Origin of the sequence: Arthrobacter oryzae (genome assembly GCF_037911235.1) — a bacterium.
GTDB lineage: Bacteria > Actinomycetota > Actinomycetes > Actinomycetales > Micrococcaceae > Arthrobacter > Arthrobacter oryzae_E.
Window position 1 is genome coordinate 1 of sequence record NZ_JBBLYW010000037.1, and the last position, 16,483, is coordinate 16,483.

A 16,483-nucleotide genomic window follows, 5' to 3' on the forward strand; every position below is an offset into this window, starting at 1 on the left:
GCCCATGGTGCCGTGGACTGCAACGGACTGAATCCTTCAAACCAGATCATTCCCGGAGGCTTTGCCTGGCTGGCACCCGACGGAAACGTTGGCTGCAACGTGACCGCCGAGGTCGGAGAGTGGAGCGCCACCAGCAACGGCGCAGCAATGCCGACCGGCTGCGACGCCCTGTTCAATAGCGACCTCGTCGGAACAACAGTCGCGATACCGGTCTACGAATACACCTGCGACGGCATTCTCTCGCCCTGCACTGGCAACAACGTCAAGTACATGATTGAGAAATGGGCCGGCTTTGAAGTCCTGGGCTGGAGTTTCCCAGGAAATGAACACGATCCCACAAATATTTTCATTGGTAGCGAGAACGGCCTTTACGGAACATTTGTTGGATACGCCGCAGATCCATCAATTTTCACGGGTGGTTCGACCACTCCAAATGGCAATGTCATTATCCTCGGTCTAAAAAAATAACAACTGATTCATTTCTGAAGGGGTGGAAGAATTGAAAGCTCGCCTACTGGGAGGCATAGCCGCACTCGTTGTGGCCATTATCGGGACAGTATTGCTCGTGTCCTACGTCCAGGGCGCCGATCGGCGCGCCTTGGCAAACACGGAGACCACAGAGGTCTATGTAGTCCAAAAGGAAATCGAAGCCGGAACCGCTGCGGCAAATTTCGGCGATTCCGTCGTCAAGAAGACCGTTCCAAAATCGGCAGTGGCCAGTGACAGCGTCACGACACTGTCGGAGCTCGGTCAGAAAGTTTCAGCCGTCGGTCTCGTGCCAGGCGAACAGCTGCTGGCAGCCCGGATGGTGGATCCAGCGCAGCTGGTGGGCGCAGGCCGTGTAGCGGTCCCCACTGGCCTCCAGGAAGTGACCGTAAAACTGAGCATCGACCGGATGATTGGCGGAAACCTCAAAGCAGGCGACACCGTGGGAGTGATCCTGTCCTTCGCCGAAAACGAGAAGCAGAACGTGCCGGACCAGTCACAGCTGGTCTTCCACAAAGTGTTGGTCACGGCCGTCCAGAACGCTACCGGCACCGTGACGCAGGAGCAATCAGCCAGCACCGAAAAGACATCGGATGGCGGTTCGCTCGGATCAAAATCGAGCGCGGCTCAGGCCAACGGAGGGTACATGGTCACGCTCGCCAGATCCTCCGTGGATGTCGAAAAGATCGTGCATGCCGTTGAATTTGGCACCGTTTACCTGAGCAAAGAGTCAGAGGGATCGACGCAGGATAACACCAGCGTCATGGATCGCGTCAGGGTATTCCAATGAGCCGCTTCGTACTCATCACCCCTAACGTCGACTTCGAACGCAAGGTACGCTCCGCTACGGCGGGCATGAGCGGCAGCCTGCAGTGGTTCCAAGCAGATTTCCTGCCCGAGAGCCCGGAAGGATTTCTCAGTCAGCTCCTGGGCGAACCGCCGGAGGTCCTGATCCTCGGCCCAGGGCTGGACGTAGAGGACACCCTGAAGCATGCGGCCCTCGTAGATCTTCAGTACCCGGAAATCAGCGTTGTGCTTGCCGCTGAACAGACACCGGACCTGGTGCTGGCAGCCATGCGCTCCGGGGTACGGGACATCCTCTCCCCCACCGCAGATGTCAACGGCATCCGGGCAATGGTGGAACGGTCGAGCCTAGCGGCTGCCGGCCGGAGGCGGGGACTGACGCAGGGCACTGCCGAGTTCCCCGGTAGTAGCGGCACTGGCGGTCGTGTGATTGCGGTCATGTCTCCCAAGGGCGGCGTTGGCAAAACGACCATTGCGACCAACATCGCCGTGGGCTTGGGACAGATCGCTCCTATGGGGGTTGTCATCGTTGACCTCGACCTCCAGTTCGGGGATGTGGCCAGTGGCTTGTTGCTGAACCCAGAACACACCATCACTGATGCAGTCACAGGCGCGGCAAGCCAGGACTCCATGGTCTTGAAGACATTTCTCACGCTGCACCCGGCCAACATCTACGCCCTGTGCGGGCCCAGGAATCCGGTCGAAATGGACGGAATTTCAGCGTCTCACGTTACGAAGCTACTGGAACAGCTTCGCCATGAGTTTCAGTACGTGGTCATTGACACCGCTCCCGGGCTTGGTGAGCACGTGCTGGCGGCGTTGGAGCAGGCGACTGACGCTGTCTGGGTGTGCGGCATGGATGTACCCAGCATCCGTGGATTGCGAACGGGATTCCATATCCTCAACGAGCTGGGACTGCTTCCGGAAAACCGGCACGTGGTGCTAAATATGGCAGATTCCAAAGGCGGCCTGACGGTACCCGACGTTGAAGCCACCATCGGCGTCCCAGTCGACGTCGCCATTCCACGTTCCCGCACCTTGCCCTTTTCAACCAACAAGGGCGTGCCCATCCTGCAAGACGGCCGCCGTGACGTGGCCGCCAAGGGCCTGCGGCTGCTTGTGGACCGATTCCGGCCCAACTGGCAGGAAAGAACGCATCGCAAACTGCACCGAAGGGCGGTAGTCCAGTGAGTCTCACCAGCAGGTTTGAACAGCTACGCAGCGGGGGCCAGCGCGATGACACAGCCCCGGTTCAAGATCCCCAGGTTCCACCAGCGCTGCCGGCCACTCTCAGTCGAATCCAGGAGGCCAAGGCGGCAGACGCCGCCAGCGCCGCCCTGGCGGTCGACGAAATTGGTCCCAGCGCCGGCATGGCAAGCGAGGCCCTCCGCGGGCTTAAGGAACGCGCGAGTCAGGCACTTTATGAGCGGCTCGGGGCCAGGATCCAGGACTCGTCGATGGATGAGTCGGAGTTGCATCAGTACGTCAAGGACGAGCTCAAAGAAGTCGTCGACGAGGAACAGGTTCCACTGACCTCAGCCGAGCGGCAGCGCTTGACGCGGGAAATCATCGACGACGTACTAGGGCACGGTCCGATTCAGCGATTCCTGGACGACCCTGAGATTACCGAAGTCATGGTGAACCGGCACGACAGCATCTATGTGGAGCGGTTCGGTCACCTGCACAAGACGGACGCGAAGTTCAGCTCCGACGAGGCACTCCGCCGCGTCATCGAACGGATTGTCTCCAGAGTCGGCCGCCGAATCGACGAGTCGTCGCCTTTGGTAGACGCTCGCCTGGCGGACGGGTCGCGTGTAAATGCCATCATCCCGCCCCTGGCCGTTAACGGACCCTCCCTCACCATCCGTAAATTCGCCCGGGAAGCCCTGACGGTCGACAAGCTCATTCAGTTCGGAAGTCTCTCTCCGGAAATGGCCGAACTTCTGCAGGCCTGCGTGCTGGCGCGGATGAACATCATCGTGTCCGGTGGCACAGGAACCGGCAAGACAACGCTGCTGAATGTACTCTCGTCCTTCATCCCTGACACGGACCGCATCGTGACCATCGAGGACGCAGTGGAACTGCAACTGCAACAGGAGCACGTGGTTCGGCTGGAAAGCAGGCCCGCCAACATCGAAGGACGAGGCGAAGTCTCGATCCGCGAGCTCGTCCGCAACTCACTCCGCATGCGGCCCGACCGGATCGTCGTCGGTGAAGTTCGCGGCGGCGAATCACTGGACATGCTCCAGGCCATGAACACGGGCCATGATGGCTCAATTTCAACAGTTCACGCAAACTCCCCGAGGGATGCCGTCGCTCGTCTGGAGACGTTGGTTCTGATGGCTGGCATGGATCTTCCGCTGCGGGCCATCCGCGAGCAGGTCGCGTCTGCAGTAAACCTCATCGTCCACATCACGAGGCTTCGGGACGGAACACGCCGCGTCACTCACATCACCGAGGTTCAAGGGATGGAGGGAGACATCGTCACCCTCCAGGACGCCTTTGTCTTTGATTACGCTGCCGGCGTGGACGCCAACGGCAGGTTTCTCGGAAAGCCTGTACCTACCGGAGTGCGTCCACGGTTCACGGATAGGTTCGCGGAGCTCGGCATTCCCATCTCCCCCGCCGTCTTCGGGGCGCACCTCGGAGGCGTCAGATGATTCCGGACATTTCCTCGCCAATGGTCTTGATCGTTGGGATTGCTCTCGTCTTCTTGGCCCTTCTGCTGGCTTTCTGGGTGCTGTTGAAATCCGGGAACACCATTTCTGCAGACCGCCGCCGGCCGGATGCCGCGAACCAGGCAACTGCTCTGACCAAGCTGACAGATGCGACTCTCGGCGTTATCGACGCCAGGCTCAAGCCGCAGTCGGACGGCGTGCTCTCGCGGCGCCGGCTGGACAAAGCGGGCCTCAAGAAGCAACCTGCGGACTACCTCCTGCTGGCCGGTATTATCACAGTCTTAGCAGGCTTGACGGGGCTTCTGCTTGGCGGAATTTTCCCAGCAATTCTATTGGTCATCGCAGCGCCGCTTGGACTGGTGTTGAGTTTGAATGTGCTCACGTCCCGTCGCCAGGCAAAATTCGATGACCAGGTTCCGGACACGCTCCGAATGCTGGCAGGAGGTATGCGGGCAGGCCACAGCCTACTGCGTTCCCTGGACGCGTCCGCTCAGGAAAGCGATGCACCCATGGCCGATGAGTTGAGCCGGATCGTCAACGAAACCCGGATCGGTCGTGATCTTGGCGAATCACTGCGCGACGTGGCCGAGCGAACCAACAACGAGGACTTCAGCTGGATTGCCCAGGCAATCGAGATCCACCGCGAAGTGGGCGGCGACTTGGCCGAGGTCCTTGACCACGTGGGCGAGACTATCCGGGATCGAAATCAAATCAGGCGTCAAGTGAAGGCGCTCAGCGCCGAAGGACGGGTATCGGCTCTGGTACTGATCTCGTTGCCAATTCTCTTGTTCATTGCCCTGCAGTTCATTAACCCGGTCTACGCCCATACGTTTTCGTCAACCGTTCCGGGCTACATCATGATTGCCGTAGCTGCGGTCATGCTCAGTGTGGGAGCTTTCTGGCTCAGCCGTCTTATCAAGCCGAAGTTCTGAGGAGTAAACCATGCAACCCATCGCAATGGCCGCTGTATTGGCAATCATCGTTCCTCTTTCCGGCATGGTTTGGCTGGCATTCACCGGCGACCGTATAGGTCTCAGGAACATCAGGGCCAACCTCGGCACGAAGGCGGCAGGTCCGGCTGCACGACCAAAAACCCGAGAGCAGCTCGCCACCCTCACTCGGAAAATGGCACCTGTCGGTTATGTCGCGTGGCTCGACAAGCAACTGGCGGGGGCCGGACGCCCTAAGGACTGGCCGCTGGGACGGCTTGTCATGATCAAGCCTCTGCTGGCACTGGGCGGCTTCGCTGCTGGCCTGGCAGTGTTCGTGGTTGAGCCGTCTCCCCAGCGCGTGTTGATCGCCGTAGCTTTCGTCGTCTTCCTTTATTTCGCTCCCGACCTTCTCATCCGTACGAAGGCGGAGAAGCGGCGTGAAGCTATACGGTTAGAGCTCCCCAACGCTCTGGACCAGATGCTTATCTCGGTACAGGCCGGACTTGGCTTCGAAGCTGCAATGGCGCGTAGCGCCGACAACGGCAAGGGACCGTTAGCTGAGGAGTTCAGCCGAACACTGCAAGATATGCAGGTGGGACGTGCCCGCAAGGATGCATACTTGGCCTTTGCCGGCCGGGTCGATTCGCCTGATCTCCGTAGTTTCATCCGGGCGGTTGTCCAGGCGGATACCTACGGCATCGCAATTGCCAAGGTCCTGAAGGAACAGGCCCAGGAGATGAGGACGAAGCGCCGCCAGCGTGCTGAAGAGCACGCCATGAAGATCCCCGTCAAGATTCTTTTCCCGTTGATCTTCTGCATCTTCCCCACGTTGTTCATCATCCTGATGGGTCCAGCCGTCATGGGAATCATCGCGGCGTTCTCCTGACGCTGAGTCCAACGAAAGGCAACGCAATGAAAAAGACCATGGGGCGCTTGCAGCGCTGTCTTGGCGATCAGCGCGGAGCGACGGCAACCGAGTATTCCGTCTTGATGGGGTTCACAGCAATCCTCATCGTGACCGGAGTGGGACTCTTTGGACTGGCCGTAGATGGCTACTTCAACCAGCTCGCCGTTGGAGTAAGAGCGGCGCTAGGGCTGCCCTAATCGATAGACCGCCGCAGGTAAAAGACCGGACCCCCTCAGAACCCAGAGCTGAGGGGGTCCTCTTGCGTGTCCGCGGCACAGTTAAACGCAGCGAATCCGCATGCAAGACGCAGGATTCGCGCACCGGACGCGCAAGTCGGGCAGGCTTGGCGCAGGATGCTTCAAGATCCGTTCGAAAGCAGAAAAGTGCTTGCTACTTTTTTGGCAGAGCTGGTGCAGGACCAGCCACTCGAACTCGCTCAGGAGTCCCCATGCTTTCCGCACTCAAGTACCTCACCTCCCGCCTCCGCCGTGAAGAAACCGGCGCCACCGCCGTCGAATACGGCATCATGGTGGGCCTCATCGCCGTCGTGATCATCGTTGCCGTCACTTTGCTCGGCGACAACCTCACCCAGATGTTCGGTCAGATTGCTTGCCAAGTTGGCAGTGGCGGAACTTACACAGCCGCTACCGGCACTTGCGCCGCGCCGACCACCCCGTAACCCTCCCCCACTCCCGATGTGCCTCAGGCGCATCACCCAACAAAGTGGCGGCGGCATCCAAGCCGCCGCCACTTTGGCTGTCACCACCCCATTGGCCTGATCCGAAAGGCACCACCATGTCCAGGGCATCCGAGCGCGGAGCCGTTGCGGTCGAATTTGCGATCCTGGCGCCTGTCCTCGTCATGCTGCTGCTGGGCATCATGGAGTTCAGCCGGGCCTACAACGCGCAGGCCTCGCTCTCCGCCGCCGCCCGCGAGAGCGTGCGCGTGATGGCAATCTCCAACAACGCCTCGACGGCCAAAGCGGCGGCGATGAGCACCGCAGTATCCCTTCAGCCCGCTCTGAAGGACACCAACATAACTTTCAAGAATCTCGATACCGGCACCACCAGCTGCGCACCGGGTAACCGGATCACCGTCACCATCAGCTACAACCTCTCCACCATGACGGGCATCGCCGGCCCGTTCCCGATGAAGGGCAAAGGAGCCATGCTGTGCGGCGGTTGATCCCCGGACCCGGGCCAAAGAACGGTAACTACGACGGCGAGCGCGGCGCCGCGAGCGTCCTGGTCGCCATCCTGCTGGTGGTGCTCCTGGGCTTCGGAGCGATAGCGGTGGACGTCGGCATGCTCTACGCCGAACGGACGCAGCTTCGCAACGGGGCCGACGCAGCCGCCCTCGCCATTGCCCAGAAGTGCGCCAAGAACGCCGCCGATCCCGATTGCTCCACGAACTCCGCCCTGGCCCGCAGCTTCGCCAACGGCAACGCCAACGACGGCCTCACCAACATCAAATCCACCGTCCTGGACAAAGCAGCCCGCACCGTTACCGTCACCGCGGGTTCCCAGGAAGCCGGCAAAACTGCCAACGAAGTCTCCCTCTTCTTTGCCCGCGTGCTGGGCATGACCTCGACCGAAGTCAACGCCCCTTCAACAGTCGTGTGGGGCAGCCCGGAAAAGGGGACCGCTCCCTTTCCCATCACCGTGTCGGTCTGCCAGGTTCGCGGCAGCACGAACGTCATTCAGTTGCTCCAGCTGCATGGAAAAGACGCCAACATCGACTGCAATTACGGGCCGTCGGGCGCATTCGTAGAGGGCGGATTCGGGGGACTCAAGCAAGATCCCGGCCAGTGCGGCGCCTTCATCAACATCGCGCAGAGCACCGCCGGCGGAGATACCGGCAACAATGCGCCCCCAAATTGCGAGGCGACGCTGAACGGCTGGGCCGCGGACATGAACGCCGGCAAGGACGTCATCGTTTTGCTGCCGATCTTCAATTCCGTAACCGGAACCGGAACCAACGCCATCTACGGGCTGACAACGTTCGCCGCGTTCAAGGTTGCCGGGTGGAAGGTTGGCAGTTCGGGGCTTCCCTACACTTTCCGCAACCGGACCCCGGACGTCCCGGCCAACCTTGAGTGCCGGGAACCGTGCCGGGGAATCATCGGCACCTTCGTCAAATATGTTTCCCTGGCCAGCGGCTACACGCTCGGCCCCGTAAACCCCGACGGCGCAACCGTCGTCGCGTTCAGCAATTAGCTCATGCATTCCCACGATTTTTCTAAGCACAGGAGCAGTCAGTGAAGTCACGTTTGTTGGCCGGAGTGGTGGCAGTGCTGCTGGCCATCGTCGGGGCGGTACTTGTTGTCACGTACGCCCAGGGCGCCGACCAGCGCGCCGTCAAGGATCTTGAGCCGGTGGGAGTGCTTGTGGTGACCAAGGCCGTCCCGGCTGGCGCAACTGTGGACACCGTAAAAGCCTCCGTGGCCCTGGAGCAGGTGCCCGGCACCGCCGTCGCAAGATCCGCCCTGGACAACCTGGACGAATCCGCCGGAAAAGTGGCAGCCGCGGACCTCGTCCCGGGCGAACAGCTGCTGGCGGAGAAGCTCGTCGCCCCGGAAGACCTCCAGACGTCCGGCTCGGTGAAAGTCCCGGCAGGCCTCCAGGAAGTCTCGTTCCAGCTGGAACCGCAGCGGGTGGTCGGCGGACGCCTTGTACCCGGCGACCACGTGGGCATCTTCATCACCATGCGAGGGGGCGGCATCGAGTCTAAGGCCGACAAGGAGACCACGCAGCTTTCCATCCACAAGGTCCTGGTCACCGCGGTCCAGCGCGCCCCGGAGGCTGCCGCCAACCCGGCACCGACGGCGAGCGCCGGGACGGAGCCTAATCCTCGCGACGTCAATCTCCCCACCGGCTCCCTCATGATCACCGTGGCGGTCAACGACATCAACGCGGCCAAGATCGTCTTCGCTTCGGAAATGACTGACTTCGCCTCCATCTGGCTGACCAGGGAACCGCTCGACGCCGAGGACAACGGACCCCGCATCATGATCCGGCCGGATGTCTACAAATGAGCCGCTTCACCCTCATCACGCCCGACGTCGACTTCGACGGCCGCCTGCGGCAGGCCGTCGCCGGCGGCCTCCAGGGCGGCGTGCAGACCTTCTTCACCAGCCTGCTCCCCGCCGATCCCAACGACCTGTTTGCAGCCCTCAACCAGGAGCTGCCCGAGGTGCTCATCCTGGGACCGGACGTCCCCGTGGAGGAAGCCCTCCGGTTTGCCACGGTGATGAACGTCCGGTTCCCGGAACTCAGCGTCATCCTCGCCACCGAACCGGACCCGGACTTCATCCTGCAGGCCATGCGTGCAGGCATCCGGGACATCCTCTCGCCCGGTTCCGATCCGGCCCAGATGCGGGTGCTCCTGGAGCGGGCCAGCCAGTCCTTCGCCAGCCGCTACCGGGTGCAGGCTCCCCCGCCGGCGGCGGAGGCCAACAAGGGCCTGGTCATCGGCGTCTTCTCCCCCAAAGGCGGCGTGGGCAAGACGACCATCGCCACGAACATAGCCATCGGCCTGGGCAAGATCGCCCCGATGAGCGTGGTGATTGTGGACCTGGACCTGCAGTTCGGCGACGTCGCATCCGGCCTCTACCTCGATCCGCAGCACACCGTCACGGACGCGGTGTCCCCCGCAGCGAGCCAGGACTCCCTTGTCCTCAAGGCCTTCCTGACGGTGCACCCCGGCGGCATCTACGCCGTGTGCGCTCCGCCCACGCCCGTCGATGCGGACGAGATCACATCGGAACAGGTCAGCCGGCTGCTGGAACAGCTGTCCGAGCAGTTCCAGTACGTCGTAGTGGACACGGCCCCGGGCCTCCCGGAAATCGGCCTCGCCGCCATGGAGCAGTGCACGGACGTGGTCTGGGTCAGCGGCATGGACATCCCCAGCGTCCGCGGCCTGCGCTCAGGCCTGGACGTGCTGCGCCAGCTGGATATCCTTCCGGAGACCCGGCACGTGGTGCTGAACATGGCCGATTCCAAGCTCGGGCTGACCGTCCAGGACCTCGAATCGACCATCGGCGCACCCGTGGACGTCAGCATTCCACGCTCCCGCGCCGTAGCCCTGTCCACCAACCGCGGCATCCCCGTCCTGCAGGAATCGGCAAAGGACCCCGCCACCAAGGGGCTGAACCAGCTTGTCGAGCGGTTCAACCCCGCCTGGCGGGCCACATCGCAACGCAAACTGCACCGAAGGGTAGTGGTCTAGGTGAAACTCTCGGAACGCATCAGTGCCGCGCAGGCGAAGTCACAGTCGCAGGCGCCGTCGCTCACGCAGAACGCTGCCGTCCCGTCGCCGGCCTCCCGCACCTCCACCGCAACCCTTGAGCGCGACCGGCCCGGGCCGGTTGCCCCGCAGCCGGAACCGTGGGCTCCGGCGAGGACGGACAAACGGACGACGACGGCGGCGCCGGCTGCCGCCGTCGTCGTACCTTCAGCGGTAACAGAGCACGCTGACGAGGCGAGACCGAAAGTCCAGCAGCCCAAGGACGCCTTCGCCGCGCTGAAGGAGAGGGCAGCTACGGCGCTGTTCGAGCGCATGGGTGCCCGCTTCAACGACTCTGCAGTGACCGAGCTGGAGCTCCGGACGTCTGCCCGTGACGAACTCACCCGCATCATCGACGCCGAGCAGGTGCCTCTCTCCTCGGAGGAGCGCACCCGCCTGGTTCAGGACGTTGCCGACGATGTGCTGGGCTACGGCCCCCTGCAGCGGCTGCTGGACGACCCCGCCGTCACTGAAATCATGGTCAACCGGATGGACCAGATCTACGTGGAGCGCAAGGGCCACCTCACGCTGGCCGATTCCCGCTTCAGCTCGGAAGAGCACCTGCGGAAAGTCATCGAGCGCATCGTGTCCAAGGTGGGCCGCCGCATTGACGAGTCCTCCCCCCTGGTGGATGCCCGGCTGGAGGACGGCTCCCGCGTCAACGCGGTGATCCCGCCGCTGGCCGTTGGCGGATCGTCACTGACTATCCGAAAGTTCAGCAAGGTCCCGCTCACTGTCCGCAACCTCATTGATTTCGGAACGCTGACGCCGGAAATGGCCGAACTCCTGAACGCCTGCGTGAAGGCCAAGCTCAACATCATCGTCTCGGGCGGAACCGGTACAGGGAAGACCACGCTGCTGAATGTCCTCTCCTCGTTCCTGCCGTCGGACGAACGCATCGTCACCATCGAGGACGCCGTGGAGCTCCAGATCCAGCAGGAGCACGTGGTCCGGCTGGAGAGCCGTCCGCCCAACACCGAAGGCAAGGGCGAGGTGACCATCCGTGAACTGCTGCGCAATTCGCTGCGTATGCGGCCCGACCGCATCGTGGTGGGCGAGGTCCGCGGCGGCGAGTCGCTGGACATGCTCCAGGCCATGAACACGGGCCACGACGGCTCCTTGTCCACGGTTCACTCCAACTCGCCCCGCGACGCCGTGGCCCGCCTGGAAACGCTGGTGCTGATGGCGGGGATGGACCTGCCGCTGCGCGCCATCCGGGAGCAGATAGCGTCGGCGGTGAACCTCATCGTCCAGATTTCACGGTTGCGCGACGGCAGCCGCCGCATCACCCACGTGACCGAGGTGCAGGGCATGGAAGGCGACATTGTCACCCTCCAGGACGCCTTCGTTTTCGACTACTCAGCCGGAGTCGACGCCCAGGGACGCTTCCTGGGACGACCCGTTGCCACGGGCATCCGTCCGCGCTTCATCGACCGCTTCGAGGACCTCGGCATCCATGTCTCCCCCGCGGTCTTCGCCACGCCCGCCGGCCCCGGCAGCCATTCCGGAGCAGCCGGGCCGGCCGGCCATGGAATTGCTTAGGGAGCCGCCATGCTGATGACCATCGGAGCCGTGCTCCTTTTCCTCGCACCCCTGCTTTTGGGGGTGGCATTGCTGATCCCCGGTGCGCCGGAGATCGCCCTCAGCCGGCGGCGTCCCTACGACTCGGATCCGCCCTCCCGGCTGACCCGCATGGCAACCATCACCGTCAGGGCGCTGGACCGCTTCCTCGCGGCCCGGCACGTCCGCCTCTATCACCGTGAGGCCCTGGAAACTGCGGGCGTACGGCTCAGCCAGGCCGAGTTCATCGTCCTGGTGATTGCCGGCGCAATCGTCGGCGCACTCGTGGGCCTGGTGATCGGCGTGCCTGCCATCTCCGTCCTCCTCGTTCTCCTGGCGCCCTTCGCGGGGCATCTGGTGCTTGGCTTCCTGGCCGGCAAGCGGCGCGCCAAGTTCGACCAGCAGCTCGGCGACACCCTCCAGCTCCTGGCCGGCGGTCTGCGGGCCGGTCACAGTATCCTCCGGGCCATCGACGCAGCGGCTGCCGAATCCCAAAGTCCCACGTCGGAAGAGATGCGGCGGGTCATCACAGAGACAAGCCTGGGCCGCGACCTGCTGGCATCCCTGACAGACACCTCCGAACGCATGAAGAACGAGGACTTCGTCTGGATCGCCCAAGCCATTCAGATCAACCGCGAAGTGGGCGGCAACCTGGCGGAGGTCCTGGACCAGGTCAATGAAACGATCCGCGAAAGGTCTGAGATCAAGGGCCATATCAAGGCACTCGCGGCGGAGGGCAAGTTCTCCGCCTACATCCTGATTGCCATGCCCATCGGCATCGTGCTGATGCTCATGGCCGTGAACCCCGGCTACATGGACTCGATGTTCACGCACCCGCTGGGCTGGGCGATGATCGCAGCGTCGGTGGTCTTTATGACCATCGGCAGCCTGTGGATGCGCAAAATCATCGATCTGAAGTTCTGAGGTCCCGATGAATCCCCTGGTGCTGTCCTCGCTCCTGCTGGTGTGCGTGCCGGTTGGCTACCTGGCCTGGTCCGTCCTTTCCGTGGACCGCAAGGCCCGGGCCACCACCGTGGCCCTCCTGGCCCGCGGACGGAGGCTGGCCGAAGTCCCCGGAAAGACACCCGGCCGCTTCCTCGACAGGTTCGGCTATGCCCTGACGCCCGCAGCCTACGTCCGCAAACTGGACCGTCTGCTCTCCCTGGCCGGCCGGCCCTCCGCCTGGCCCCTGGGGCGCATCCTCGCGGCAAAGCCCGTGCTCGGACTGGTCGGTGCATCCCTTTTCATCCTCATCAGCATGAGCAGCCCGAAACCCATGATCAAACTCGCCGGATTGTTCCTGCTCTTCCTCGGCTACTTCATCCCGGACCTGCTCCTCTACAGCAAAGGCACGGAGCGCCAGAAGGCCATGCAGCTGGAACTGGCAAACACGCTCGATCAGATGCTGATCTCCGTGGAAGCCGGGCTGGGCTTTGAAGGCGCCATGGCCCGCGCCGGGGAAAACGGCAAAGGGCCGCTGGCCGAGGAAATCATCCGCACGCTACAGGACATGCAGGTGGGACGCAGCCGGCGGGAGTCCTACCTCGCACTTGCCGAACGCACCAATATCCCCGAGCTGCGCAGCTTCGTCCAAGCGATTGTCCAGGCTGACACCTACGGCATTGCCATCAGCCGTGTCCTCCGCATCCAGGCCAAGGTCATGCGCGTGAAACGCCGGCAACGCGCCGAGGAAAAGGCCATGAAGCTCCCGGTCATGATCCTGTTCCCGCTGTTGTTCTTCATCTTCCCGGTCCTGTTTATCGCAATTCTCGGACCCGCCGTCATCAACACGGTTGTCACGTTCAGCAGCCAATAACACGCCGCATGGCATACGCCCAACTCGCGTTGCTCCAAGAGACTCAAGGTTTCCACAAGATCTACCCAAGTCCAGCGTATTGACAGATTCAGGAAGTAGCGTTGTCATATGTCCCTTTCAGGCAGCTGCACCGAAGATGAGGGCGCGGACCAAGTCCCCGTCCTGTCTGCGGCTGCCCCGGGCGAGACAGCTGTCCCGGGCGCGACGGGCGCCCCGGGCGCGGACGCCGGCTCGGCGTTTGAGGACATCCCGCTCGTGGACCTCCTGGTGCTGCAGGACCTTGAGAGCCAGCTGGCCCAGCCGGCCGTGGCCAGGAAGTTCGCCCTGGACTACATCGAGATTTGGGAACAGCGGTACGTGAACCTGACCGATGCGCTCTTCGGCCAGGACCGTGCCACCGCCCTCGATGCCGCGATCAGCCTCAAAATCGGCTCGGCCATGGTGGGGGGCCTTCGCCTGGCCCGCCTGGCGGAAGACATCGAGAACATGATCCGCTCGGGGTGCTGGGACAAGGGCCAGTCGATGCTGGAGCGCGTCTCCGACCTGGGCCGCCAAACGGTTGCCCAACTCCGCGAAAGCTACCTCCCGCCAGGGTACTCAGCCGAGCAGCCCTGACGGGATCCTTGAAACCCGCGCGTCCTAGAGTTTGCCGGCTCCAAGCCGATACCCGACACCCCGGACGGTCTGCAGCAGTTGCGGTGAGTGCGTATCCTCGTGGAGTTTCTTCCGGAGGTTCCCGATGTGGACTTCCACCGCACGCTCATCAGCCTCGCTGATGTAGGTGTCGTCCTGGTAGTAGTCGCCGCGCACCACCTTGACCAGATCCGCCCGCGTGCACACGGCCCCGCCGGCCCGGAGGAGTTCCTCGAGCAGGACAAACTCGCTGCGGGTCAACTCCAGTTCCTTGCCGGCTAGTTCCGCGGACCTCGTCCGGGGGCTGAGCCTCAGGCCCCGGTGCTCCAGGACATCGCCAAGTCCGCCTCCCTGCCCGGCTTCACCCAGGGCGGGTGGTGCCGGACGAGCCGGCGTCGGCTGCCGTTGCGCACCGCCGTGCCGAGGCCGCCGCATCATCGCGGCCACCCTCGCACGGAGCTCCAGCGGGCGGAACGGTTTGGTGATGTAATCGTCCGCACCCGAGTGCAGGGCAGTCAACAGATCCGGCTCTTCGGTGCGTCCGGTCAGCATCACCACGTAGGCGTCACTGAACTGCCGGATGCGCCGCAAAACCTCGTAGCCGTCGATGTCCGGCAGACCCACGTCCAAAGTGACAACATTCGCTTGCTGATGCCGGACTAATTCAACGCCTTCGCGGCCGTCTGAGGCTGTGTGCACCTCAAACCCCGCCTGAAGGAAGACCGACTCCAACAAGTTACGTAGATCCTTGTCGTCCTCGACAACCACAGCTATTCCCAGATCGCTCATGGCCAACCCCATAAATCCCCAGACCCCATGCAAGCATCTGCCCATCGCAAATGCTTGTTACACCCCCGAGGGACTACGCTACAAGAAATCTTGCTTATTGGCGGCTCTTTTTTTCGTGGCAGAACACGGACTGTCAATTAGCATGACTTTGAAGTTAACTTTGTCCTCCGGACAGGATCACCTGCGTGGCTGAAACGTCCCTGTTCCCCAGTGCCGAGCGCTTCTTCCGTGCACTCGGACCACGGGCACAGGTGGTGCTGGGTCAGTTCCCTATCCGATTCGCCAGCGTGAATATCAGCCTCCAGCACCGCGCCTCGGATGCGGAAGACCGTGAAATGCACGCGTTCTTAGCGAGAGCAAAGAACGTGAAAAATTGTTGGATACATCCTGGAATCGGTCGATGCCGGCATTGTCGCCGTGAATGCCAATGGCGACCGTCTCCTGACAAATGTCCGGCAATCCCAATTGGAGGCTGCTACCTCCCCGGGAGGGTTATCCGATGAAGTGCAGGGTCCACGCTTGAAGGGCAGCTCGAACTTCTCAGCCAAGGTGACCCATGAACTGCGCACTCCCCTGGAGTCTCCACGGCGGCTCCATCACCTGAGCCAGCCGGCCGGGCGAAGGCAGCACCTTCACAGTGGTCATCCCGCCGTGGATCCTTCTCCGGCGCTCTAGCCGCCGTTGCTACTTGCGCAGCGCCCTGGTCAGTTCCGCCCGGGCCAGCAGTTCGCTGTCCGAGGGATAGGCCACTTCCTCGAGCACCAGGGGGTGCGGCGCGGACAGCACGGATTTCGCGTCCCGCTTCTGCTCGAGCAGCCGTTCATAGAGCCACCCCGGCTTCTCCGCCCCGGAGCCCACATACAGGGCGGACCCCACCAGAGCGCGCACCATGTTGTGGCAGAATGCGTCAGCCTGCACGGTGGCTACGATGACGCCGTCGCTTCCGCGCGCGAACTCGAACCGCTGCAGCTCCCGGATGGTGGTGGAACCTTCCCGCGGCTTGCAGTAGGACCGGAAGTTCTGCAGCCCCAGGAGCTTGGACGCGCCTTCGTTCAACAGCGCTATATCGAGCTGCTCCTTGTGCCAGAGCGTGGAATACCTGCCCAACGGGTCCCACAGCGCCGGACCGTCCGCGATCCGGTAGCTGTACCGGCGCCACAGCGCCGAGAACCGTGCGTCGAACCCCTCCGGGGCCACGGTGACGCTGTGGACCTCAATGGCACCGGTGAGGTCGCCCAGTCCCCGGCTGAGTGCCCCGCGGAGGCGGCGCAGGAGGGCGACGGCGGGATCCAGTTCAGCGCCGCGGTTCAGTCCCTGCCACTCTTCTGCGGTCAGGTCGAGGTGGACCACCTGGCCGCGGGCGTGGACACCGGCGTCGGTGCGGCCGGCAACGGTCACGCGCACCTTGCGCCTGATCAGGAGCGCCAGGGCATCCTCCAGGACGCCCTGGACGGTCAGCATGCGGGGCTGGACTGCCCACCCGCTGAAGGGGCCGCCGTCGTACGCCAAATCCATCCGGATACGCAAAAACCCGCCGCCCCCCAAAACGGGGGCAGCGGGTTTTTGGTGGTTCATAGACTTAAGTCTATGCGAA

General features: G+C 62.9%; 16 protein-coding genes and 1 pseudogene. 15 read left to right on the forward strand and 2 right to left on the reverse strand.

Annotated features, from left to right (window positions below):
* The 15 genes and pseudogenes from WMN78_RS10850 to WMN78_RS10925 all read left to right on the forward strand — a co-directional run.
* Positions 1-468: pseudogene (locus WMN78_RS10850) on the forward strand (pilus assembly protein TadG-related protein); the annotation flags it as partial.
* 97 nt (positions 469-565) lie between these two features.
* Positions 566-1,276, forward strand: a complete 711-nt coding sequence (gene cpaB, locus WMN78_RS10855; protein WP_340533762.1) for a Flp pilus assembly protein CpaB — start codon at positions 566-568, stop codon at positions 1,274-1,276.
* Complete coding sequence (locus WMN78_RS10860) at positions 1,273-2,481, forward strand: AAA family ATPase (protein WP_340533763.1); 1,209 nt, start codon at positions 1,273-1,275, stop codon at positions 2,479-2,481. Before cpaB (WMN78_RS10855) ends, WMN78_RS10860 begins: the two co-directional genes overlap by 4 nt.
* Positions 2,482-2,660: 179 nt before the next feature.
* Entirely contained in the window at positions 2,661-3,950 is a 1,290-nt protein-coding gene (locus WMN78_RS10865; protein WP_425341145.1) for a CpaF family protein, read from the forward strand.
* Positions 3,947-4,900, forward strand: a complete 954-nt coding sequence (locus WMN78_RS10870; RefSeq protein ID WP_340533764.1) for a type II secretion system F family protein — start codon at positions 3,947-3,949, stop codon at positions 4,898-4,900. Before WMN78_RS10865 ends, WMN78_RS10870 begins: the two co-directional genes overlap by 4 nt.
* Positions 4,901-4,910: 10 nt before the next feature.
* Positions 4,911-5,786 carry a type II secretion system F family protein gene (locus WMN78_RS10875; RefSeq protein ID WP_340533765.1) on the forward strand — a complete coding sequence of 292 codons (876 nt, stop codon included), beginning with the start codon at positions 4,911-4,913 and terminating at the stop codon, positions 5,784-5,786.
* 469 nt (positions 5,787-6,255) lie between these two features.
* Positions 6,256-6,486 carry a Flp family type IVb pilin gene (locus WMN78_RS10885; protein WP_340533766.1) on the forward strand — a complete coding sequence of 77 codons (231 nt, stop codon included), beginning with the start codon at positions 6,256-6,258 and terminating at the stop codon, positions 6,484-6,486.
* 116 nt (positions 6,487-6,602) lie between these two features.
* On the forward strand, positions 6,603-6,992 hold the full coding sequence (locus WMN78_RS10890; RefSeq protein ID WP_340533767.1) for a TadE/TadG family type IV pilus assembly protein: 390 nt from the start codon (positions 6,603-6,605) through the stop codon (positions 6,990-6,992).
* Positions 6,980-8,023 (forward strand): pilus assembly protein TadG-related protein, encoded by a 1,044-nt coding sequence (locus WMN78_RS10895; protein WP_340533768.1) that lies wholly within the window; start codon positions 6,980-6,982, stop codon positions 8,021-8,023. The genes WMN78_RS10890 and WMN78_RS10895 overlap by 13 nt, the downstream gene beginning before the upstream one ends.
* 41 nt (positions 8,024-8,064) lie before the next feature.
* On the forward strand, positions 8,065-8,841 hold the full coding sequence (gene cpaB, locus WMN78_RS10900; protein ID WP_340533769.1) for a Flp pilus assembly protein CpaB: 777 nt from the start codon (positions 8,065-8,067) through the stop codon (positions 8,839-8,841).
* A complete protein-coding gene (locus tag WMN78_RS10905) occupies positions 8,838-10,034 on the forward strand; it encodes an AAA family ATPase (protein WP_340533770.1) in 1,197 nt (398 codons plus the stop codon). The genes cpaB (WMN78_RS10900) and WMN78_RS10905 overlap by 4 nt, the downstream gene beginning before the upstream one ends.
* Positions 10,035-11,633 (forward strand): CpaF family protein, encoded by a 1,599-nt coding sequence (locus WMN78_RS10910; RefSeq protein ID WP_340533771.1) that lies wholly within the window; start codon positions 10,035-10,037, stop codon positions 11,631-11,633. It begins immediately after the preceding gene.
* Positions 11,634-11,642: 9 nt separating this feature from the next.
* Positions 11,643-12,575, forward strand: coding sequence for a type II secretion system F family protein (locus WMN78_RS10915; protein ID WP_340533772.1), 933 nt, complete (start codon positions 11,643-11,645; stop codon positions 12,573-12,575).
* 7 nt (positions 12,576-12,582) lie between these two features.
* Positions 12,583-13,467: a type II secretion system F family protein gene (locus tag WMN78_RS10920; protein WP_340533773.1), complete on the forward strand. Its 885-nt coding sequence runs from the start codon at positions 12,583-12,585 to the stop codon at positions 13,465-13,467.
* Positions 13,468-13,575: 108 nt separating this feature from the next.
* Positions 13,576-14,082 carry an Hpt domain-containing protein gene (locus WMN78_RS10925; RefSeq protein ID WP_340533774.1) on the forward strand — a complete coding sequence of 169 codons (507 nt, stop codon included), beginning with the start codon at positions 13,576-13,578 and terminating at the stop codon, positions 14,080-14,082.
* A gap of 24 nt (positions 14,083-14,106) precedes the next feature.
* On the opposite strand, the gene WMN78_RS10930 is transcribed toward WMN78_RS10925, so the two are convergent.
* Positions 14,107-14,889 carry a response regulator transcription factor gene (locus tag WMN78_RS10930; protein ID WP_340533775.1) on the reverse strand — a complete coding sequence of 261 codons (783 nt, stop codon included), beginning with the start codon at positions 14,887-14,889 and terminating at the stop codon, positions 14,107-14,109.
* A gap of 684 nt (positions 14,890-15,573) precedes the next feature.
* A complete protein-coding gene (truA, locus tag WMN78_RS10935; protein ID WP_340533776.1) occupies positions 15,574-16,464 on the reverse strand; it encodes a tRNA pseudouridine(38-40) synthase TruA in 891 nt (296 codons plus the stop codon).
* Positions 16,465-16,483 lie beyond the last annotated feature (19 nt).